This is a genomic window from Streptomyces sp. NPDC001492 (genome assembly GCF_053597275.1).
Genome location: NZ_JBSFHW010000022.1, coordinates 93,565 through 111,553 on the forward strand (window position 1 = coordinate 93,565; position 17,989 = coordinate 111,553).

At 71.9% G+C, this 17,989-nt stretch carries 17 protein-coding genes; 9 read left to right on the plus strand and 8 right to left on the minus strand.

Features of this window, described 5'->3' with window-relative positions:
* Window positions 1-83 precede the first annotated feature (83 nt).
* The 3 genes from ACWC1K_RS26920 to ACWC1K_RS26930 all read right to left on the minus strand — a co-directional run bounded on the left by ACWC1K_RS26920 (window position 84) and on the right by ACWC1K_RS26930 (window position 2,864).
* On the minus strand, window positions 84-1,100 hold the full coding sequence (locus ACWC1K_RS26920) for a zinc-dependent alcohol dehydrogenase (protein WP_450834946.1): 1,017 nt from the start codon (window positions 1,098-1,100) through the stop codon (window positions 84-86).
* 11 nt (window positions 1,101-1,111) lie between these two features.
* Window positions 1,112-1,972: a fumarylacetoacetate hydrolase family protein gene (locus ACWC1K_RS26925; RefSeq protein WP_450834947.1), complete on the minus strand. Its 861-nt coding sequence runs from the start codon at window positions 1,970-1,972 to the stop codon at window positions 1,112-1,114.
* Window positions 1,973-2,039: 67 nt separating this feature from the next.
* Window positions 2,040-2,864, minus strand: a complete 825-nt coding sequence (locus ACWC1K_RS26930; RefSeq protein WP_450834949.1) for an IclR family transcriptional regulator — start codon at window positions 2,862-2,864, stop codon at window positions 2,040-2,042.
* A gap of 47 nt (window positions 2,865-2,911) precedes the next feature.
* Here ACWC1K_RS26930 and ACWC1K_RS26935 point away from each other — a divergent pair, with 47 nt between their 5' ends.
* Window positions 2,912-4,627, plus strand: coding sequence for an IlvD/Edd family dehydratase (locus ACWC1K_RS26935; RefSeq protein ID WP_450834951.1), 1,716 nt, complete (start codon window positions 2,912-2,914; stop codon window positions 4,625-4,627).
* Between the two features lie 43 nt (window positions 4,628-4,670).
* Here the strand turns inward: ACWC1K_RS26935 and ACWC1K_RS26940 are convergent, their stop codons facing one another.
* Entirely contained in the window at window positions 4,671-5,900 is a 1,230-nt protein-coding gene (locus ACWC1K_RS26940) for a trans-sulfuration enzyme family protein (protein WP_450834953.1), read from the minus strand.
* A gap of 98 nt (window positions 5,901-5,998) precedes the next feature.
* Between ACWC1K_RS26940 and ACWC1K_RS26945 the strand changes: the two genes are divergently transcribed.
* From ACWC1K_RS26945 to ACWC1K_RS26970, 6 genes are all read left to right on the plus strand, one after another.
* On the plus strand, window positions 5,999-6,496 hold the full coding sequence (locus ACWC1K_RS26945) for an Lrp/AsnC family transcriptional regulator (protein ID WP_450834955.1): 498 nt from the start codon (window positions 5,999-6,001) through the stop codon (window positions 6,494-6,496).
* Between the two features lie 343 nt (window positions 6,497-6,839).
* Window positions 6,840-7,817, plus strand: coding sequence for an NADPH:quinone oxidoreductase family protein (locus ACWC1K_RS26950; protein ID WP_450834957.1), 978 nt, complete (start codon window positions 6,840-6,842; stop codon window positions 7,815-7,817).
* Entirely contained in the window at window positions 7,814-8,995 is a 1,182-nt protein-coding gene (locus ACWC1K_RS26955; RefSeq protein WP_450834959.1) for an acyl-CoA dehydrogenase family protein, read from the plus strand. Before ACWC1K_RS26950 ends, ACWC1K_RS26955 begins: the two co-directional genes overlap by 4 nt.
* A complete protein-coding gene (locus tag ACWC1K_RS26960) occupies window positions 8,992-10,074 on the plus strand; it encodes an acyl-CoA dehydrogenase family protein (protein ID WP_450834961.1) in 1,083 nt (360 codons plus the stop codon). Before ACWC1K_RS26955 ends, ACWC1K_RS26960 begins: the two co-directional genes overlap by 4 nt.
* Before the next feature lie 181 nt (window positions 10,075-10,255).
* A complete protein-coding gene (locus ACWC1K_RS26965) occupies window positions 10,256-11,116 on the plus strand; it encodes a phosphatidylinositol-specific phospholipase C/glycerophosphodiester phosphodiesterase family protein (protein WP_450834963.1) in 861 nt (286 codons plus the stop codon).
* A 111-nt stretch (window positions 11,117-11,227) separates the two neighbouring features.
* Complete coding sequence (locus tag ACWC1K_RS26970) at window positions 11,228-11,422, plus strand: hypothetical protein (protein ID WP_351479258.1); 195 nt, start codon at window positions 11,228-11,230, stop codon at window positions 11,420-11,422.
* Between the two features lie 31 nt (window positions 11,423-11,453).
* On the opposite strand, the gene ACWC1K_RS26975 is transcribed toward ACWC1K_RS26970, so the two are convergent.
* From ACWC1K_RS26975 to ACWC1K_RS26990, 4 genes are all read right to left on the minus strand, one after another.
* Entirely contained in the window at window positions 11,454-12,605 is a 1,152-nt protein-coding gene (locus ACWC1K_RS26975; RefSeq protein ID WP_450834965.1) for a phosphodiester glycosidase family protein, read from the minus strand.
* A 192-nt stretch (window positions 12,606-12,797) separates the two neighbouring features.
* The gene (locus ACWC1K_RS26980; protein WP_450834967.1) at window positions 12,798-13,157 is read right to left on the minus strand and encodes a DUF779 domain-containing protein; all 360 of its coding nucleotides are present in this window, start codon (window positions 13,155-13,157) and stop codon (window positions 12,798-12,800) included.
* Window positions 13,158-13,223: 66 nt separating this feature from the next.
* On the minus strand, window positions 13,224-13,757 hold the full coding sequence (locus tag ACWC1K_RS26985) for an N-acetyltransferase family protein (protein WP_450834969.1): 534 nt from the start codon (window positions 13,755-13,757) through the stop codon (window positions 13,224-13,226).
* 12 nt (window positions 13,758-13,769) lie between these two features.
* A complete protein-coding gene (locus ACWC1K_RS26990; RefSeq protein ID WP_450834970.1) occupies window positions 13,770-15,047 on the minus strand; it encodes a YhgE/Pip domain-containing protein in 1,278 nt (425 codons plus the stop codon).
* 305 nt (window positions 15,048-15,352) lie between these two features.
* On the opposite strand from ACWC1K_RS26990, the gene ACWC1K_RS26995 reads away from it, so the two are divergent.
* Together ACWC1K_RS26995 and ACWC1K_RS27000 are read left to right on the plus strand one after the other, a co-directional pair.
* Window positions 15,353-17,440 carry a molybdopterin cofactor-binding domain-containing protein gene (locus ACWC1K_RS26995; RefSeq protein WP_450835033.1) on the plus strand — a complete coding sequence of 696 codons (2,088 nt, stop codon included), beginning with the start codon at window positions 15,353-15,355 and terminating at the stop codon, window positions 17,438-17,440.
* Window positions 17,441-17,472: 32 nt separating this feature from the next.
* Window positions 17,473-17,934, plus strand: a complete 462-nt coding sequence (locus tag ACWC1K_RS27000) for a (2Fe-2S)-binding protein (protein ID WP_450834971.1) — start codon at window positions 17,473-17,475, stop codon at window positions 17,932-17,934.
* Window positions 17,935-17,989 lie beyond the last annotated feature (55 nt).

Genomic DNA, 17,989 nt, shown 5'->3' on the forward strand with positions numbered 1-17,989 from the left:
CAGCCCCGCCCCCGGTCCATGGCCGTTCTCCAGCGTATCGGCCCACTTGGGCCGTGACAGGGCTCTTGTCCGGGTTTCACGCCTCAGTCCGAGCGGGGATCCACATGGATCTTGGGGCCGGGGCCGGCGCCGGGTGGGCGCTCGCCGGCGAGTACGCAGCCCGCCTCGTCGAGGCCCACGGTGGCGGCGACGAGCGGCCTGGGGTCGACCGACCCCGTGGCGTAGGCGCGGATGGCGGCGTCCAGGCCGGGAGAGGCGGACAGGACGCCCACCGCGGTGACGTCCTTGAGGGCGAGCGTGCGGGTGTCGATCCTGCTGGGTTCGCCGGCCAGCCCGATGTACACGACCCGGCCGGACGGCTCGACGAACTCCAGGGCCCTGTCCGGCAGATGGGCGGCGTTCGAGGCGTCGACGACCGCGTCGAAGGGCAGGTCCGGCAGGGAGTCCTCCGCCCAGACGTGCTCGAAGCCCAGCGCGCGGGCGAAGGCGAGGGAGCTGTCGGTGCTGCCCATGAGGTGGACCTCCGCACCGGTCGTACGGAGGAACATCGCGGTCAGCAGTCCGATGGTCCCCGGTCCCAGGACCAGGGCGCGGTCCCCGGGACGGGGAGCGGCGGCCTCGGCGGCGCGCAGGGCGTTGCCGCCCGGCTCCACCAGCGCCCCGAGCACGGCGTCGACGGAGTCGGGCAGGAGGTGCAACGAGGAGGCAGGGACCGCGAGTTGCTCCGCCAGGGCGCCGGGCCGGTTCCCGCGTACGCCGACCTCCTGCCGCTTCTCGCACACGTGCTGGTGGCCGCGCAGACAACGGCGGCACGCACCGCAGCCGAGCATGGTGTCGCCCATGACGCGGCGCCCGAGCCAGCCGGGGTCGACACCGGCGCCGAGCGCCGCCACCCGCCCCGCCCACTCATGACCGAGGCGCATCGGGTAGGCGGCATGGCCCTGGTGGAGATACGCCATCGCGCCGGTGAAGAACTCCACGTCGGTGCCGCACACGCCGACCCGTTCGACGTCGACGACGACTTCGCCGGGGCCCGCCACCGGCGCCGCGACCTCCTGTACGGCGTACTTGCCGGGGCCGGTCAGGACGAACGCGCGCATGGGGCGACCCGTCACCGGGGTCCGAGCACGCGCTGCCGCTGGGTGCCGAGCTGCTGGATGCCGAGTTCCATCACGTCGCCCGGCTGGAGATACACGGGCGGAGTGAGGCCCATGCCGACGCCGGGCGGGGTGCCGGTGTTGATCAGGTCGCCGGGCTCCAGGACCAGGAACTGGCTGAGGTAGTGCACGATGAAGTACGGGTCGAAGATCATCGTCTTGGTGTTGCCGGTCTGCCGGCGCACCCCGTTGACGTCCAGCCACATGTCGAGCGCGAGGACGTCCTCGATCTCGTCGGCGGTGGCCAGCCACGGACCGGCGGGGTTGAAGGTCTCCGCGGACTTGCCCTTGGCCCACTGCCCGCCCCGCTCCAGCTGGAAGGAGCGCTCGCTGACGTCGTTGACGACCACATAGCCGGCGATGGCCTCGCGCGCCTCTTCGACCGAGTCCAGGTAACGGGTGCGTTTGCCGATGACGATGCCGAGCTCCACCTCCCAGTCCGTCTTGGTGGACCCGCGCGGGATCCGCACGTCGTCGTGGGGCCCGACCAGGGTGTTGGGCGACTTGGTGAACAGGATCGGCTCGTCGGGCACGGCCATGCCGCTCTCGGCCGCGTGGTCGCGGTAGTTGAGGCCGATGCACAGGATCTGGTGCGGGCGGGCGACGGGAGCGCCGATGCGCTCCCCGGCGAAGCGCGACACCTGCCCGGCCGCCGCCCGCTCCGTCACGACGGGACGGACGCGGTCGAGGCCGCCCGCGCCGAAGAACGCCTCGTCGAAGTCCGTGACGACGTCCGAGAGGTCCACGTAGGTCTCGTCGTCGATGCGGGCGACGGGCTTTTCGGCGCCGGCGGCGCCGATGCGCATGAGGTACACGAGCTCAGTCTCCAGGGTGGGTTCGACGGGATGGGTGGTGGGGAAGAGGGGCGGCCTCGGCGGCTCTTCAGCGGTGGGGCTCGCCGAGGGGACCGAGCAGCGCACGGATCTCGTCAGTCGCTTCGACCAGGGTGCTCAGCGGTGTCCGGTAGGTCAGCGCACTGACACTGACGGCTCCGGAAGGCGTCCTCGGCGAGGTCGCGTACACGGGCAGGGCGAGGCAGTTGACGCCCGGCTCGTTCTCCTGGTCGTCGAGGGAGTGGCCCCGCTCGCGGATGGTCTGCAACTCGCGGTGAAGCGCGTCGGCGGTGCACAGGGTCCGCGGGGTGCGCCGCACCAGGGGAGAGTCGCCGATCCATGCCTCGACCTCCGCCAAGGTCCCCAGGTGGCGGGCCAGCAGCAGCTTTCCGACTCCGGTGGCGTGCGCGGGGTTGCGGCCGCCCACCATCGAGGTGAGCCGGACGGCACCGCTGGGCGGATCGACCTTGGCGCGGTAGACGACCTCACGGCCGTCGAGGACCGCGTAGTGCGCGGTCTCACCGAACCGCTGCGCCAGTGCCTCCAGGACCGGGCGGACGCGGACATGGTCGGGCCGGGCCTCGTGGTGGGCGAAGGCCATCCGCAGGAACTCGTCCCCGAGCGTGTAGTGGCCGCGGGCGTCCTGACCGGCCAGACCCGCCCGGCGCAGGGCCGCGAGCGCCCGGTGCACGGTCGGCTTGGGACTGCCGATCACCCGGGTCAACTCCTCGAGGCCCACGCCCTCGGGATACCGGGCAAGCTCCTTGAGGACGGCGAGCACGCGGTCCGACCCCACGAGCCGGCTTCCGTCGGCGCCGGTCGAGCCGTCCGTGCCGGGGTCTGTCGGACCCTCGTACGTCTGCGTACGCTTCATGATGTTCCGGACTTTAGAGCGCCGTACCGACTATTGGAAGAGGCTCCATGGTGACGCTCCGCAGCGCGCAGTGGTACGAGGGCCAGGACCGCAACGCCTACATCCACCGGGCCTGGATGCGGCGGGGCGCACCGGACGACGCCTTCACCGGGCGCCCGCAGATCGCCATCGCCAACACCGCCTCGGACCTGACCCCCTGCAATGCCCACCTGAACGAGGTGGCGGCCTCCGTGCGCAACGGCGTGTACGAGGCGGGCGGGATCCCGCTGGATCTGCCGGTGGTGTCGCTCGGCGAGACGAACGTCCGTCCCACGGCCATGCTGTGGCGCAACATGGCGGCGATGGCCACCGAGGAGATGCTGCGGGCCAACCCCGTGGACGGCGTCGTCCTGCTCGGCGGCTGCGACAAGACGATCCCCTCGCTGCTGATGGCCGCCGCCTCCGTCGACCTGCCCGCCGTCGTCGTCCCCGGCGGACCCATGCTCACCGGAACCTTCCGCGGCATGCCCCTGGGCTGCGGCACCGATGTGTGGCGGCTGTCCGAGGAGGTCCGCGGCGGCACGCTCTCCCAGGAGGAGTTCACCCGCTCCGAGTCGTCGATGATCCGCAGCCGGGGCCACTGCAACACCATGGGCACGGCCTCGACGATGGCCCTGGTGGCCGAGGCCCTGGGCACGGTCGTGCCCGGTACCGCCGGAACTCCCGCCCCCGACAGCCGGCTTCTGAAGGCCGCGCACCGCACCGGCCGGCTGGCGGTGGACATGGTGGGCGCCGACCGCCGGCCCGCTTCCTTCCTGACCAGGGCCTCCTTCCACAACGCGATCGTCGCGCTCGCCGCCGTCGGAGGTTCCACCAACGCGGTCGTCCATCTCCTCGCCATCGCGGGCCGCCTCGGCATCGACCTGACCCTCGACGACTTCGACCGCATCGGCTCCCGGGTACCGGTCCTCGTCGACCTCCAGCCGGCCGGCCGCTTCCTCATGGAGGACTTCCACCGCGCCGGCGGCCTCCTCGCGGTGCTGCGCGAGGTCCGCGACCTGCTCGACCCCGAGGCCCTGACCGTCACCGGCAGCCCTCTGGCCGACTACCTCGACGACGCCCCGATCTGGGACGAGGACGTCATCCGCCCCCGGGCCCAGCCGCTCGTCGCCGAGGGCGGAATCGCCGTCCTGCGCGGCAACCTCGCCCCCGACGGCGCCCTCGTCAAACCGGCCGCCGCCTCACCGCACCTGCTGCGCCACCGCGGCCGGGCGGTCGTCTTCGACTCGATCGAGGACTTCCACGCCCGTATCGACGACCCGGACCTCGACGTCGACTCCGACAGCGTGCTGGTCCTGCGCGGCTGCGGCCCCAAGGGCTACCCCGGCATGCCCGAGGTCTCGAACATGCCGCTCCCGAAGAAGCTCCTCGAACAGGGCGTCCGCGACATGGTCCGCGTCTGCGACGGCCGCATGAGCGGCACCGCCTACGGCACGGTCGTCCTGCACGTGGCCCCGGAAGCCGCGGCCGGCGGCCCCCTCGCACTGGTGCGCACGGGGGACGTCATCTCCCTCGACGTCGAAGCCCGCCGCATCGACGTCGAGGTACCCGCCGACGAACTCGTCCGCCGGACCCCCACCAAGGAGACCCTCACGGGTTTCGCCAACCCCCGCCGGGGCTGGGAACGCCTCTACGTCGACCACGTCCTGCAAGCCGACACGGGCGCCGACCTTGACTTCCTCGTCGGCTCCAGCGGCTCGGAGGTGAGCCGCGAGTCGCACTGAGCGACATGCCTCTTCTCGGCCGCCCCGGCGTCCCACCTCCAGGTCACGCCGTGTCGGCGGTCCATGCGTGGGACAGGTCCGCCGCCACGGGAATCGGCCGGTGTGCGGCGAGGGCTCGGTCGAGGTCGGCCATCAGGTCCTCGGGGTCCTCAAGGCCGATGGAGAGCCTGAGCAGGCCGGCGCCCGGGCGGGCCTCCGGGGCGACGGGCCGGTGCGTCAGCGAGGCCGGGTGCTGGATCAGCGAGTCGACGCCGCCCAGGGACACCGCATGGGTGAAGAGGCTGACCGTCGAAGTGGCGTGTACGGCCTGTTCGTAGCCGCCGCGGAGGTCGACGGAGATCATCGCGCCCGTGCCCTTCAGCTGTCGGCCGAGCAGCCCCTGCGGGTCTCCGTCGAGCCCGGGGTAGTGGACGCGGGCGACGCTCGGGTGGGTCGTCAGCCACGCGGCGATGCGCCGGGCGTTCGCCTGCTGGGCCCGTACCCGAACCGGAAGCGTGGCGAGTCCGCGGTGCAGGAGGTAGGCGCCCAGCGGATGCAGCAGACCGCCGGTGACCGCGCGGACCCGGCGCAGTGCGGCTGCCTGCTCCTCGCCGCAGGCGATGACACCGGCGATCACGTCGCCGTGCCCGCCCAGGTACTTGGTGGCGCTGTGCAGGACCATCGCGGCACCGAGATCGAGAGGATTCTGCAGGACGGGCGTCGCGAACGTGTTGTCGACGAGGACGGGAACGCCCTGGGCGGCCTCGACCACGGCACGGATGTCGACCAGTTCGAGGGTCGGATTGGCGGGCGTCTCCAGCACGATCATCGCCGTGTCGGGACGGATGGCGGCGGCGACGTCCGGCGCCGAGCAGTAACTCACCTCCGTACCGAGGAGGCCGGAGGCCAGCAGATGGTCCGTGCCGCCGTAGAGGGGGCGGACGGCGAGGACATGGCGGCGGCCGGTCTCCTTCACGGTCGCCAGGATCGCCGCGGTCATCGCCGCCATGCCCGAGGAGAACGCCACGGCGGCCCGGGCGTGCTCCATCTGGGCCAGCGCCGACTCGAACCGCGCCACGGTCGGGTTCCAGAGCCGCGCATAGACGGCTCCGCCGTCCGCGGTCGGCGTCCCTCCGCCCGCCATGGCCTCGTAGGACAGCCCGCCGGCGTCGATGTCCGGCAGCGGATTGGTCGACGACAGGTCGATGGGGAGGGCGTGGACGCCGAGCTCTGTCAGGTCCTCACGGCCGGCGTGGACCGCCAGGGAGTCGAATTGCAGATACGACGAGGTCATGCCCAGAGAGTGAGGTGATCCGCAATGTCCTGCAAGAGTCATTGTGGAAGGCGTGGCCGATCCCCGATATTGGTGCAGATTCGCCAAGAGGAGGGCTCATGGCAGGCCGGCCGCTGAAGAAACCACAACCCGCTGCGGCGGGGCTCGACGGCACCGATCTGGCCATCCTGGTCGCGCTCGTGGAGGACGGCCGGATGACCAACGCGGCGCTCGCGGCCCGGGTGGGCGTCGCCGAGTCGACCTGCGCCTACCGGGTCCGTGCGCTGCGGGAGTCCGGCGTCATCACGAGCATCAACGCCCGGCTCGACCTCGGCGCACTCGGCCACCCGATCCACGCCATCATCAAGGTCCGCCTCGGCAGCCACAGCCGCGAACACGTGCGCACGCTCTACGACCGGCTGGTCAAGGTGCCGGGAGCCCTGACGGTGTGGCACGTCGGCGGCGACGACGACTTTCTCCTGCATGTGGCCGTGGCGAGCCCGGAGGAGCTGCGCGACCTCATCCTGGAACACGTGACGGTCCACCCGATGGTGCGGCAGACCGAGACCCAGCTGGTCTTCGAGGTCCGCGACGGGCGGGGCGTACTGCCGGGGTGAACCGGGCCGGCGCGGGGCCGCTGGTTGCCAGGTGCCGTGCGTGGGGAGGCCTCCCTCGGCGATGACCACGGGCGTGCCGCCGTCGGCAGGGACGGCCCACAGGCTCCGGTTGTTCGGCCGCACGGCCGTGTAGGTGATCCGTTGTGGGTCATCTTCGGCGGCTCGGAGTCCGACCCGGTCCCCTCTGTGCGGGGCGGCAGCGTCGGCCGGCCGCGAAGGCGCCGCCCTCGTCACCCACGGCACTCGACCGGTGTTGTTCCGTGGGAGGTATTTCCTCCCGGGCAAGCGACCGCTTAGTATGCGATGGACCCCGGTCAGACAGAGCAGTCCCTGGAGGCACCGCATGCAGGCATGGCAAGTGCACGAGAACGGCGAGCCGAGTGAGGTGATGCGGCTCGAGGAGGTGGAGCGGCCCACGCCCGGCGACGGCCAGGTGCTGCTGAAGGTGCGTGCCGCGAACATCAACTTCCCGGACGTGCTGATGTGCCGGGGCCACTACCAGGTGCGCCCGCCGCTGCCGTTCACGCCGGGCGTGGAGATCTGCGGGGAGACCGAGGACGGGCGGCGGGTCATCGCCAACCCCGCCCTGCCCCACGGTGGTTTCGCGGAGTACGCCCTCGCGGACGCCGCCACCCTGCTGCCCGCGCCGGAGTCGCTGGACGACGCCGAGGCCGCCGCCCTGCACATCGGCTACCAGACCGGCTGGTTCGGTCTGCACCGTCGCGCTCACCTCGAAGCAGGCGAGACGCTGCTCGTCCACGCTGCCGCTGGAGGGGTCGGCAGCGCGGCCGTGCAGCTCGGCAAGGCGGCCGGGGCGCGGGTCATCGGGGTGGTCGGCGGCGCCGACAAGGTGGCCGCGGCCAGGGAGTCGGGCTGCGACGTCGTCGTCGACCGCAAGAGCGAGGACGTCATCGCCGCCGTCAAGGAGGCCACGGGCGGCCGCGGCGCCGACGTCATCTACGACCCCGTCGGCGGCGAGGCCTACACCCAGTCGACCAAGGTCGTCGCCTTCGAGGGCCGGATCGTGGTCGTCGGCTTCGCCAGCGGTGTCATCCCCAGCCCGGGGCTCAACCACGCCCTGGTGAAGAACTACTCGATCCTCGGCCTGCACTGGGGCCTGTACGGCACCAAGAACCCGAAGCTGATCGCGCACTGCCACGAGCAGCTCACCGAGCTGGCCGCCCGGGGCGCCATCAAGCCGCTGGTCAGCGAGCGCGTGCCGCTGGCCGGGGCCGCGGCCGCCGTGCAGCGTGTCGCCGACGGCGTGACCACCGGCCGGGTGGCCGTCCTGCCGTCCCTGGAGAACGGAGCCGCCGCATGACCGACGCAGCCGAACTGCGCAGCCGCACACAGGAGTTGCTGGCCGCCCACCCACCGGCGACCACCGACCGCCTGGACTTCCTGGGGGCCCGCTTCGACGCGGGTCTGGCCTGGGTGCACTATCCGGAGGGCCTCGGCGGGCTCGGTGTGCCCCGCTCCCTGCAGGCCGTCGTGGACGCCGAGCTGGAGGCCGCCGGCGCCCCCGACAACGACGCGCGCCGCAACGGCATCGGGCTCGGCATGGCCGCCCCGACGATCCTCAAGTACGGCACCGAGGAGCAGAAGCAGCGCTATCTGCGACCCCTGTGGATCGGCGAGGAGGTGTGGTGCCAGCTGTTCAGCGAGCCCGGCGCCGGCTCCGACCTCGCAGCCCTCGGCACCCGGGCCGTACGGGAGGGCGACGAGTGGGTGGTCAACGGGCAGAAGGTGTGGACGTCCGGCGCGCACAACGCCCGCTGGGCCATCCTCATCGCCCGCACCGACCCGAACGTGCCCAAGCACGCGGGCATCACGTACTTCATCTGCGACATGACCGACCCCGGCGTCGATGTGCGTCCACTGCGGCAGATCACCGGTGAGGCCGAGTTCAACGAGGTGTTCCTCACCGACGTCCGCATCCCCGACTCCCGCCGCCTCGGCGAGATCGGCGACGGCTGGCGGGTCGCCCAGACCACCCTGAACAACGAGCGCGTCGCCATCGGCGGCATGCGGCTGCCCCGCGAGGGCGGGATGATCGCCCCGGTCGCGAAGACCTGGCGCGAGCGCCCCGAGCTGCGCACCCACGACCTGCACCAGCGGCTGCTGAAGCTGTGGGTGGAGTCCGAGGTCGCCCGGCTCACCGCCGAACGCCTGCGCCAGCAGCTCGTCGCCGGTCAGCCCGGCCCCGAGGGCGCCGGCATGAAGCTCGCCTTCGCCCGCCTCAACCAGGAGATCAGCGGCCTGGAGGTCGAACTCCTCGGCGAGGAGGGCCTGCTGTACGACGACTGGACCATGCGCCGCCCCGAACTGGTGGACTTCACCGGCCGCGAGGCCGGCTACCGCTACCTCCGCGCCAAGGGCAACAGCATCGAGGGCGGGACCAGCGAGGTCCTGCTGAACATCGTCGCCGAACGCGTCCTGGGCCTCCCGTCCGAGCCGCGCACCGACAAGGACGTCGCATGGAAGGACCTCGCCCGATGAGCGCACAGCCCGATCTTCTCTACTCCGAGGAGGAAGAGGCGCTGCGGTCCGCCGTACGGGACCTCCTCGCCGACCACTGCGACGCCCCCGGCGTCATCGCGCGCACCGAGTCCGACACCCCGCACGACCTCGCCGCCTGGAAGGCCCTCGCCGACGGCATGGGCCTGGCGGGCCTGCTGGTGCCCGAGGCGCAGGGCGGCCAGGGCGCCACGCACCGCGAAGTCGCCGTCGTACTGGAGGAGCTGGGGCGCGCGGTCGCCCCCGTGCCCTACCTCACCAGCGCCGTCGTCGCCACCGAGGCCCTGCTGGAGTGCGGGGACGAGGAACTGCTCGGGCAGCTGGCCTCCGGGCGGGCCATCGGCGCGCTCGCGGTCGCGCTGCACCGGGCCCCCGGCACCGCCTTTCCCGCCGTACGACTGGAGAACGGCACCCTGCACGGGGAGCTGACCGGCATCGCGGACGCGGCTGCCGCGGATGTGCTGCTCGTGCCGGCCGAGGACGGCGGGCTGTACGCGGTGGACGCCTCCGAGGCGACCGTCACCCCTCAGGTGTCCTTCGATCTCACCCGGCCGCTCGCGACCGTCACCCTGAACGGGGCGCGGGCGCGCAGGCTCGGTGAGGCCGAGCCCGCCGTACGACGTGCCCTGCGGTCCGCGGCGGGGCTGCTCGCCTCCGAGCAGTTCGGGCTCGCCGACTGGGCGTTGACGGAGACCGTGCGCTATCTGAAGGAGCGCAAGCAGTTCAACCGGCCCGTCGGCGGCTTCCAGGCGCTCAAGCACCGCCTCGCCCAGTTGTGGCTGGAGGTCGTCAACCTCCGCGCCGCCGCCCGCAACGCGGCAGACGCGCTCGCCACCGGAGAGGATGTCGAGGTGGCGGTGGCCGTGGCGCAGGCGTACGCGGCGCCGGTCGCGGTGCACGCCGCCGAGGAGGCGCTCCAGCTGCACGCCGGCATCGGCATGACCTGGGAGCACCCGATCCACCTCAACCTCAAGCGGGCCAAGTCCGACTCGATCGCCTACGGCACGGCCGGCGCCCACCGGTCCGCCGTGGCCGAACTGGTCGGCCTCCAGGCACCCTGACGCCCCCTGAGCGTCACCCGGTGAAGCCCGCCCCACCTGGGGCGGGCTTTTCCATGCCGCCCCGCGGAAGGAGTGAACGGACAAGGGCAGTCCGGCCAACTCCTGGCATGGGCAGGTCCATTGAGGCCGTTTCCGCCCGATACTCCCTGTGGTTCCGACCCGCCCCACAGGGAGGCAGAACATGGCCCTCGTCACCCGCCGCAGAGCCCTCACCGCGCTCGGCGCCACGCTCGCGGCAGTGCTCGCCCCGCCCGCCGGCAGCGCGTTCGCCGGTGAACACAAGCACCGTGCCCCGTTGTGGAACGCCCACGCCCACAACGACTACGAGCATCCGCGCCCCCTCTTCGACGCCCTCGACCACCGCTTCGGCAGCGTCGAGGCCGACATCTTCCTCGTCGGCGACCAACTTCTCATCGGCCACACCCCGGACGACCTCGACCCCAAGCGCACCCTCGAATCCCTCTACCTCGACCCGCTGGCCGCGATCGTCAAGGCCAACCACGGTTCCGTGTACCGCGGCTACCGCAGGCCGCTCCAGCTGCTCATCGACATCAAGACCGAGGGCTCGTCGACCTACCTCGAACTCGACCGCCATCTCCGGCGCTACAAGCACCTGTTCACGACCTGCGCCCACGGCCGTGTGCACGCCGGCGCGGTCACCAACGTGATCTCCGGCGACCGTGCCGCCCGTGTCCCCATGGAGGCCCAGACCGTACGGCGGGCCTTCTACGACGGCCGGCTCAGCGACCTCGGCACCTCGGCGCCCGCCTCCTTCGTCCCACTGATCAGCGACAACTGGCAGCTCAACTTCACCTGGCTCGGAGAGGGCACGTTCCCCGACGCCGAGCGGCAGAAGCTGCGCGGCATCATCGGCCAGGCGCACGCGCGCGGCCAGAAGGTGCGCTTCTGGAACACCCCCGACCTCGCGGGTCCCGCCCGCGACGCCCTGTGGACGGAACTGCTCGCCGCCGGTGTCGACTACTTCAACACCGACGACCTCGCCGGGCTCGAGGCGTTCCTGGACGCCCACCGGGCGGCGTAGACACCACACGTTCGGCGGACAGGTCAGCCGCCCGGACGAACCCTCCGCTACGCCACACTTGCGGCCGAACGCCGCGAACCGGAAGTGGCGGCGCAGCGGAGGAGGTTGACAATGGCGATTTCCATCTCAGTGGTGGTGCTGCTGCTGGTCCTGGCGGTGATCTTCACCCGCAACGGCGGACTGAAGATCTCCCACGCCCTGGTCTGCACGCTGCTGGGCTTCTACCTGGCCGGCACGAACATCGCGCCCACCATTCACAGCGGTGTGTCGGCGACGGCGGGCATCGTCAGCAGCCTCCGGCCCTGAGGTTCCCGGGCCTGAGGCTGCTGACTGGCGTTCATGACGTGGAGAACACCCCGATGCCGTTCGGGACCGGCCGTTCCGCGTCGCCGGACGGGTGATTGCGTACGGAGACGGCGGCCGCCCCGGGCACGCGGGCCACCAGGGTCGTCGATCCGCCGCCGTCCAGGCTGAAGGCGTCGGTCGAGCCCAACGCCCGCATGGTGTCGGCCACTTCGGCGATCGTCAGGCCCTTGCGGTAGGCGGGCGCACCGTCCAGTGCGAACAGCAGCAGCCGCTTCCCGCCGTTCGCGATGCCGACGGCCGTGCGCACGGCCCCGGCCGTGTCGTCCAGGCCCGTGAGTGGCTGGCCGCCCTTCAGGACCGGATAGCCGCCGAGCGCGAAGCTGTAGGCCTTCCGGGAGGTGGCGGAGACCAGCCGGTGCGTCACCCTCACCGGCTCGCCCTTGAAGAACTTCCGCAGCCGCTGCGCGCCCGCCTCCCGGCCGACGAGCACCGTGGTCCCCGCGGCGATGGCGCCCTTGCCGGGAGTGCCGGAGGTGGCGACGACCCGGCCCCGCCGGACCGTCACCTCGTAGGTGTCCGTGCTGCAGGCCGCCGCCCGGTCGGTGTCCGTGCCGCAGGTGGCGCGCACCCGGGAGACGCTGCCCCAGTCGGAGGTGAAGGCGCCGACCGAATCCTCCGGCAGCGCGTACTGGTTCAGCCCGCCCAGCCCCAGCCGTCCCGCCGGAGTGCGGATCGACCCGGCGAGGGTCAGACGGTCCAGCCGCGCCCTGCGGTCCACGCCCACGCCGAGCACGTCCCGGGTGCTGGTGCCCGGCGGCAGGACCGGCCCGAAGCGCTGCCCGTCCGGCACCGACGCCTTCAGCACGTGCCCGTTCGCGATCGCCGGCCCGTCGGTCGCGCCCGTGACCTCGACGCCCGGGTGCTGGGACTCGGAGATGTTGAAGAAGTCGCCGTTGATGCCCGCGACGGCCCCTTGTGCGTCGGCCATCCTGGAGACGGCGGCACGTGCGGCCACGGCTCCCGGATACAGCAGGCCGAGGCGTACGTGCCTGTTGCGCAGGTCGACGGTGACCAGATGGGCGTGGGTCACACCCTTGGCGCCCTGGACGTCGAACTGCTTGTAGGTGACCCCCGGCGCGAGCGCGGTGCCGCTCTCCACACCGCTGGCCGGTGCCGCCCCCACCAGGGCCGCACCGGCCAGCGCGCCGAATGCCGTGAGAAACGCCAGTGCCGATCTGACCGACGTCCGGACCGTTGCCTCGGATCTGCCTGCTGCGAAACGCTTTTGACGGTGCTTCACAGTTCCCCCTGAGGGATCGTCAACTTTCTCAGGTCTCAGGGGAAGTGCACCAGATCGTGGTGGTCCGCGGGACGGCTATGTGCCGACTACGCGAGAACGAGTGAGAAAACGCACCCCCTCGGGTGCTTCCAGCGAGAAACCGCTGCCGCGGCCTGCTACGACGTCCACGATCAGCCGGGTGTGGCTCCAGACCTCGTACTGGCTGCGCGACATCCAGAACGTCACCGGCTCCGGCACCCCCTCGACCTGCAGCTCCGCGAGCAGCACGTCCGAGCCGCCGGTGCGGAACTCGCCCTCCGGGTAGCACATGGGCGCGCTGCCGTCGCAGCAGCCGCCCGACTGGTGGAACATCAGCGGGCCGTGCGTGGCGCGCAGCCGGCGCAGCAGGTCGGCGGCGGCGGGGGTGAGCTCGACGCGCGGGGTCTCCTCATGCATGGGTCCAGGGCAGCACGGCGGAGGTTGCGAGAGGGTTGCACGCGGCCACGCCTTCGGCGTCGGCCGTCACCGGGAGGGCCCGGGCGCCGCATAGCACCGCAGCGACACCACCTGCTCCGGTCCCCAGCGCTGCTCGACGACGTCGAGCAGCTCCCAGCCCAGGCGCTCGTACAGGGCCGTCGCCGCGGTGTCGGAGCCGACGACGTCGAGCACGGGGTGCAGCCCCAGCGCCCGGGCCTGCGCGACGGCCCGCGCCATCAGCGCGGCGCCCAGCCCGTGCCCGCGTGCGGCCGGGGAGACGAACAACCGGCCGACCACGGCGGTGACGTCGATGCCGACGCCCGTGCGGGTGGCCCACACCGCGGCCGCCGCGTCCCCCTCGGTGGCCCGGGACAGGCTGAGATGGCCGACCACGGAGCCGTCGAGTTCGGCCACCCAGGCCGCCAGCTGGGAGCGTGTGGTCAGCCAATCGGCGGGGCGGTCGGGCCAGTTGACCGGATAGCCGCTGTGCCGGTGCACGGCGGCCAACACCTCGACGCAGACGGCGAGGTCACCGTCCGTTCGAGGCCGGACGAGAGGGGACGGGTCGGTGGTCCTCAAGATCAGCCGGTATCAGGTAGGGGCCTGGGCCGGCTGCGGCGTCAGCCGCTGGTGGCCCTTGCGGTCGTAGTAGCGCGTCATGGCGAAGCCGAAGAGCAGGCCCAGGGCCGCACCGATCGCGATCATGATCCAGGAGCGGGTCAGACCGGCGTCCCCGCGGGCCTCGAAGTACAGGATGGCGCGGACGCCGTCGCTGAGCTGGCGCATGGGCTCGAAGTGGGACAGGAAGCGGTAGAAGCCCGGGATGGCCTGGAGGGGGACGGTGGCGCCCGAGGACGGCAGGCCCAGGACGATGAACACGAACATGGACACCAGCTGTCCGATGCCGCCGAAGGCCGCGTTGATGGCCTGCACACCCAGGCCGACGGCGAGGGAGGCGCAGTAGGAGTAGATCCACAGCAGCGGGATGTGGGTGGCGTCCATGCCCAGGATGCCGATGGTGGCGAGCATGACCAGGGAGACGCTGAGGACGGTGATGCCCGCGGTCATGGCCATCTTCAGCAGCAGCGTCTGGGTGCGGTTGATCGGGACGGTGGGGCGGCGGGTGTGCCAGGGGCCGATCTCGTTGTCGGCGTAGCCGAGGGCGGTGTCGACGGCGTTGCTGATGACGTTGCCGCCGAGGAAGCCCGCCAGCACGAGCAGCAGCGTGTAGTAGAAGGCGCTCAGCCCGAGGCCGCTGTGGCTGCCGATCGGGTGGCCGACCTGGGTGACGACGTTCACCGGGTCGGCGAGCAGCAGCCTGGTCGTGGAGTTCGCCTGCTTCCCGACGGCAGCGGTGAGTTGTCTGCCGATGGTCTGCGAGGCCTGGTGCGCCGCCGCCGTGGTGATCTGACTGGCGAGGGACGAACCCAGGCTGCCCTTGCCGGGGTTGGTGAGCACCGTCATCGTGGGCCGGGCGGTGGCCCCGGGCGTGGTCAGCGCGGTGATGGACGCGGTGAAGTCGGAGGGGATGACCAGGGCGCCGTAGACCTTGCCGGAGTCGAGGTCGTCCTGGGCCTGGGCGAGGCTCCGCGTCCGCCACTCGGCCTTGTCGTTCGATGTGTCGGCGGTGATGGCCGCGGCGATCTGCGTGCCCGCGTTCTGCTTCTGCCCGGCCGGCGGTGTGCCGGTGTCGGCGTTGACCAGGGCGATGGGCAGATGGTGCAGATCGCGCTGCGGGTTGACGATGCCGCCCATGTAGAGCAGGGCCAGCAGGAAGGCGAGCAGTCCGGTCAGGACGGTGGGCATGAGCCACAGCTTGGGGCGGCCCAGCAGTGTGACGGCACGGGCCTGGGGGCTGGCGTCGGCCATGGTTCTCCGTAGGTCGGGTGTCGGAGCGTCCCAGCAGGGCGGGCGGTGCCCCGTGGGGCAGCAAGCAGAGCCTACGGAGGAGCGGGCGCGGAGGCAGCAAGGCCGCGCGCGACAGGCCGGAACCGCACGGCGGCATGACGGCTCTCAGGCAACCCACGGACCGACTGGCCCCTCATACCTGTTGACCCATCAGTCGGACGACCCGCGAGGAGTGTCTGTTGGACGGCATCGAGTCCTCCGCCGCACCCACCGGCCCGGCCCCGGACACAGGCGCCCCACGGCACGCCGTGTCCCGCCGCCGGTTCATGGTGTACTCCCTGTCCGCGGCCACGCTGACCATCGCCGCCCCGCTCGCCTGCGACACGTCCTCGGCCCAGGGCTCCGAGCCCCGCCGCGGGTCCTCCGACACGGTGGTGACCGGCGCCGACGAGGAGATGCTCGTCCTGGAGGTCACCCACGCCAACAGGATCGTCGTACGGCTGCCGCGGGTCGAGGTCGGCCAGGGCATCACGACCGCCGTCGCCATGATGATCGCCGAGGAGCTGGACGCCCGCCTGGCCGACGTCGACATCCCCCTGGCCGACGCCCGGACCAAGGGCAACCAGTACACCGGCGGCTCGAACTCGGTCGTCTCCCTGTACGGCCCGGCGCGCAGGCTCGCGGCCACCGCACGGGCCAGGCTGGTCACCGCCGCCGCCAGACGCTGGCATCTGCCCGCCTGGAGCCTGCGCACCTCCAACACGATGGTGATCGCACCGGACGGCCGCACCGCCACCTTCGGCTCGCTCAGCGCGAGCGCCGCCCGGATCCGCCGTACGTCCGTGTCCGCCAAGCCCAAACCGGCCTCCCGGCACCAGCTGATCGGTCGGCCCACGAGCCGTATCGACGCCCGGGACATCGTCACCGGCAAGGCGAAGTACACCGGTGACCTGACCGTGGCCGATGCGAAGCCGACCGTGGTGGCCCGGCCGCCGACGCTCGGCGGGAGGCTCGTCTCGGTCGACGACCGGGCGGCCCGCGCCCTGCCCGGTGTGCACGCCGTCGTCGAGGTCCCCGGCGGGGTCGCCGTGGTGGCCGAGTCCTTCCACCACGCCTTCCAGGCCCGTGACGCCCTGAAGATCAAGTGGGCGCCGGGCCCGCTGGCCTCGCTGTCCGACGCGCAGATCCGCTCCCGGCTCAAGGCCGCCGTCCCGCACCTGGGTTCTCCGCCGCGCGGATCGACGCAGGTCGAGGCGGAGTTCGAGTTCGCCTTCGTCAGCCATGCCCCGATGGAGGTGCTGACCGCGATCGCGGACGTGCGCGCCCACAAGGCCGAGATCTGGTTCTCCTCCCAGACCCCGACGGACGCCCGGGACAGCATCGCCTCGGCGACCGGACTGCCGGCGTCCGCGGTCACCGTGCATGTGCTGCGCGGCGGCGGCTCGTTCGGACGGCGGCTGAACTTCGACGCGGCCATCGAGGCGGCGCTGATCTCGAAGGCGGCCAAGCGGCCGGTCAAGCTGATGTGGAGCCGGGGCGACGACACCCGTCACGGCCGGATGCGCCCCGCCACCCACCACCGCTTCCGCGCCAGCCACGCCGGCGGCAGGGTGGTCGCCTTCAGCCATGTGATGGCCGGGGTGGGCGAGTCGTCCGGCAGGAAGAAAACCGCGAACCCGGCGGCCTTCGTACGTCCGGGGCCCGTGCGGGCGGCCGGGCCGCTGCCCAGCGACTCCGGGCTGTACAACTTCGGCCGTCTCTCCGAAGACGCGGGCGGCATCGAACTGGCGATCCCGCTGGGCGCCTGGCGGTCGGTGGACTCCGGGATGGTGCGCACCGCCGAGGAGATCGTCGTCGACGAGATCGCCAGCAGCCTCGGCAAGGATCCCCTCGCCTTCCGCCGTACGACACTGCGCGGCAAGGCCGTCAAGGCGGTCCTCGACAAGGTGGCCGCCGCCGGGAGCTGGGGGCGGGCCATGCCGGACGGGCACGCGCAGGGCGTGGCGGTCCACGAGGAGTACGGCTCCTGCGTGGCCTGTCTCGCCGAGATCGACGCCACCGATCCGAAGCACCCCCGGGTGACCAAGGTGGTGATGGCGGCCGACGTCGGCACGGCCGTCAATCCGCGTGGCCTGGAGGCCCAGCTCATGGGCACCGCCGTCGACGGGATCTCCACCGTGCTGCAGGCCGGCCTGCACATCGACCGCGGCGCGGTGCGCGAGGGCAGCTTCGCCGACTTCCAGTGGGCCCGCCAGCGCCATGCCCCGCTGCACTTCGAGGCGCACATCATGCCGTCGAAGAGGGAGCCCGGCGGCGCGGGCGAACTCGGCGTCCCCGCCGCCTCCGGAGCCGTCGCCAACGCCTACGCCCGGGCCACCGGCACCAAGCCCCGCCGTTTCCCGCTCAACTTCTGACCGCCGCCGTACCAGCCTTCGAGAAGGTATCGATGCCCTCCTATTCCTTCACCCTCAACGGCGAGAAGGTGACCGTCGAGGCCCCCGCCGACATGCCGCTGCTGTGGGTGCTGCGCGATCTGCTGCACGTCACCGGTCCCAAGTACGGTTGCGGGGTCGGTGTCTGCCGCGCCTGCACCAGCCATCTCGACGGGGAGGAATTCCAGCCCTGCGTCGTCGAGGTCAAGGACTGCGCGGACCGCAAGGTCACCACCATCGAAGGCCTGGCCGACGGCGACACCCTGCACCCCGTGCAGCAGGCGTGGATCGACTGCGACGTCTCGCAGTGCGGCTTCTGCCAACCCGGCCAGATCATGGCTGCCGCGGCCCTGCTGAAGAAGACGCCCGAACCCACCGACGCCGATATCGACGGCATCGAGAACGTCTGCCGCTGCGGCACCTACGCCCGCATCCGCGAGGCCATCAAGAAGGCGGCAACCGACCTCCGTTCCTGACCGATTCCCGCGTCCGCGCGACGACACGCGGTGCGAGTGGCCCGGCTCACATGGC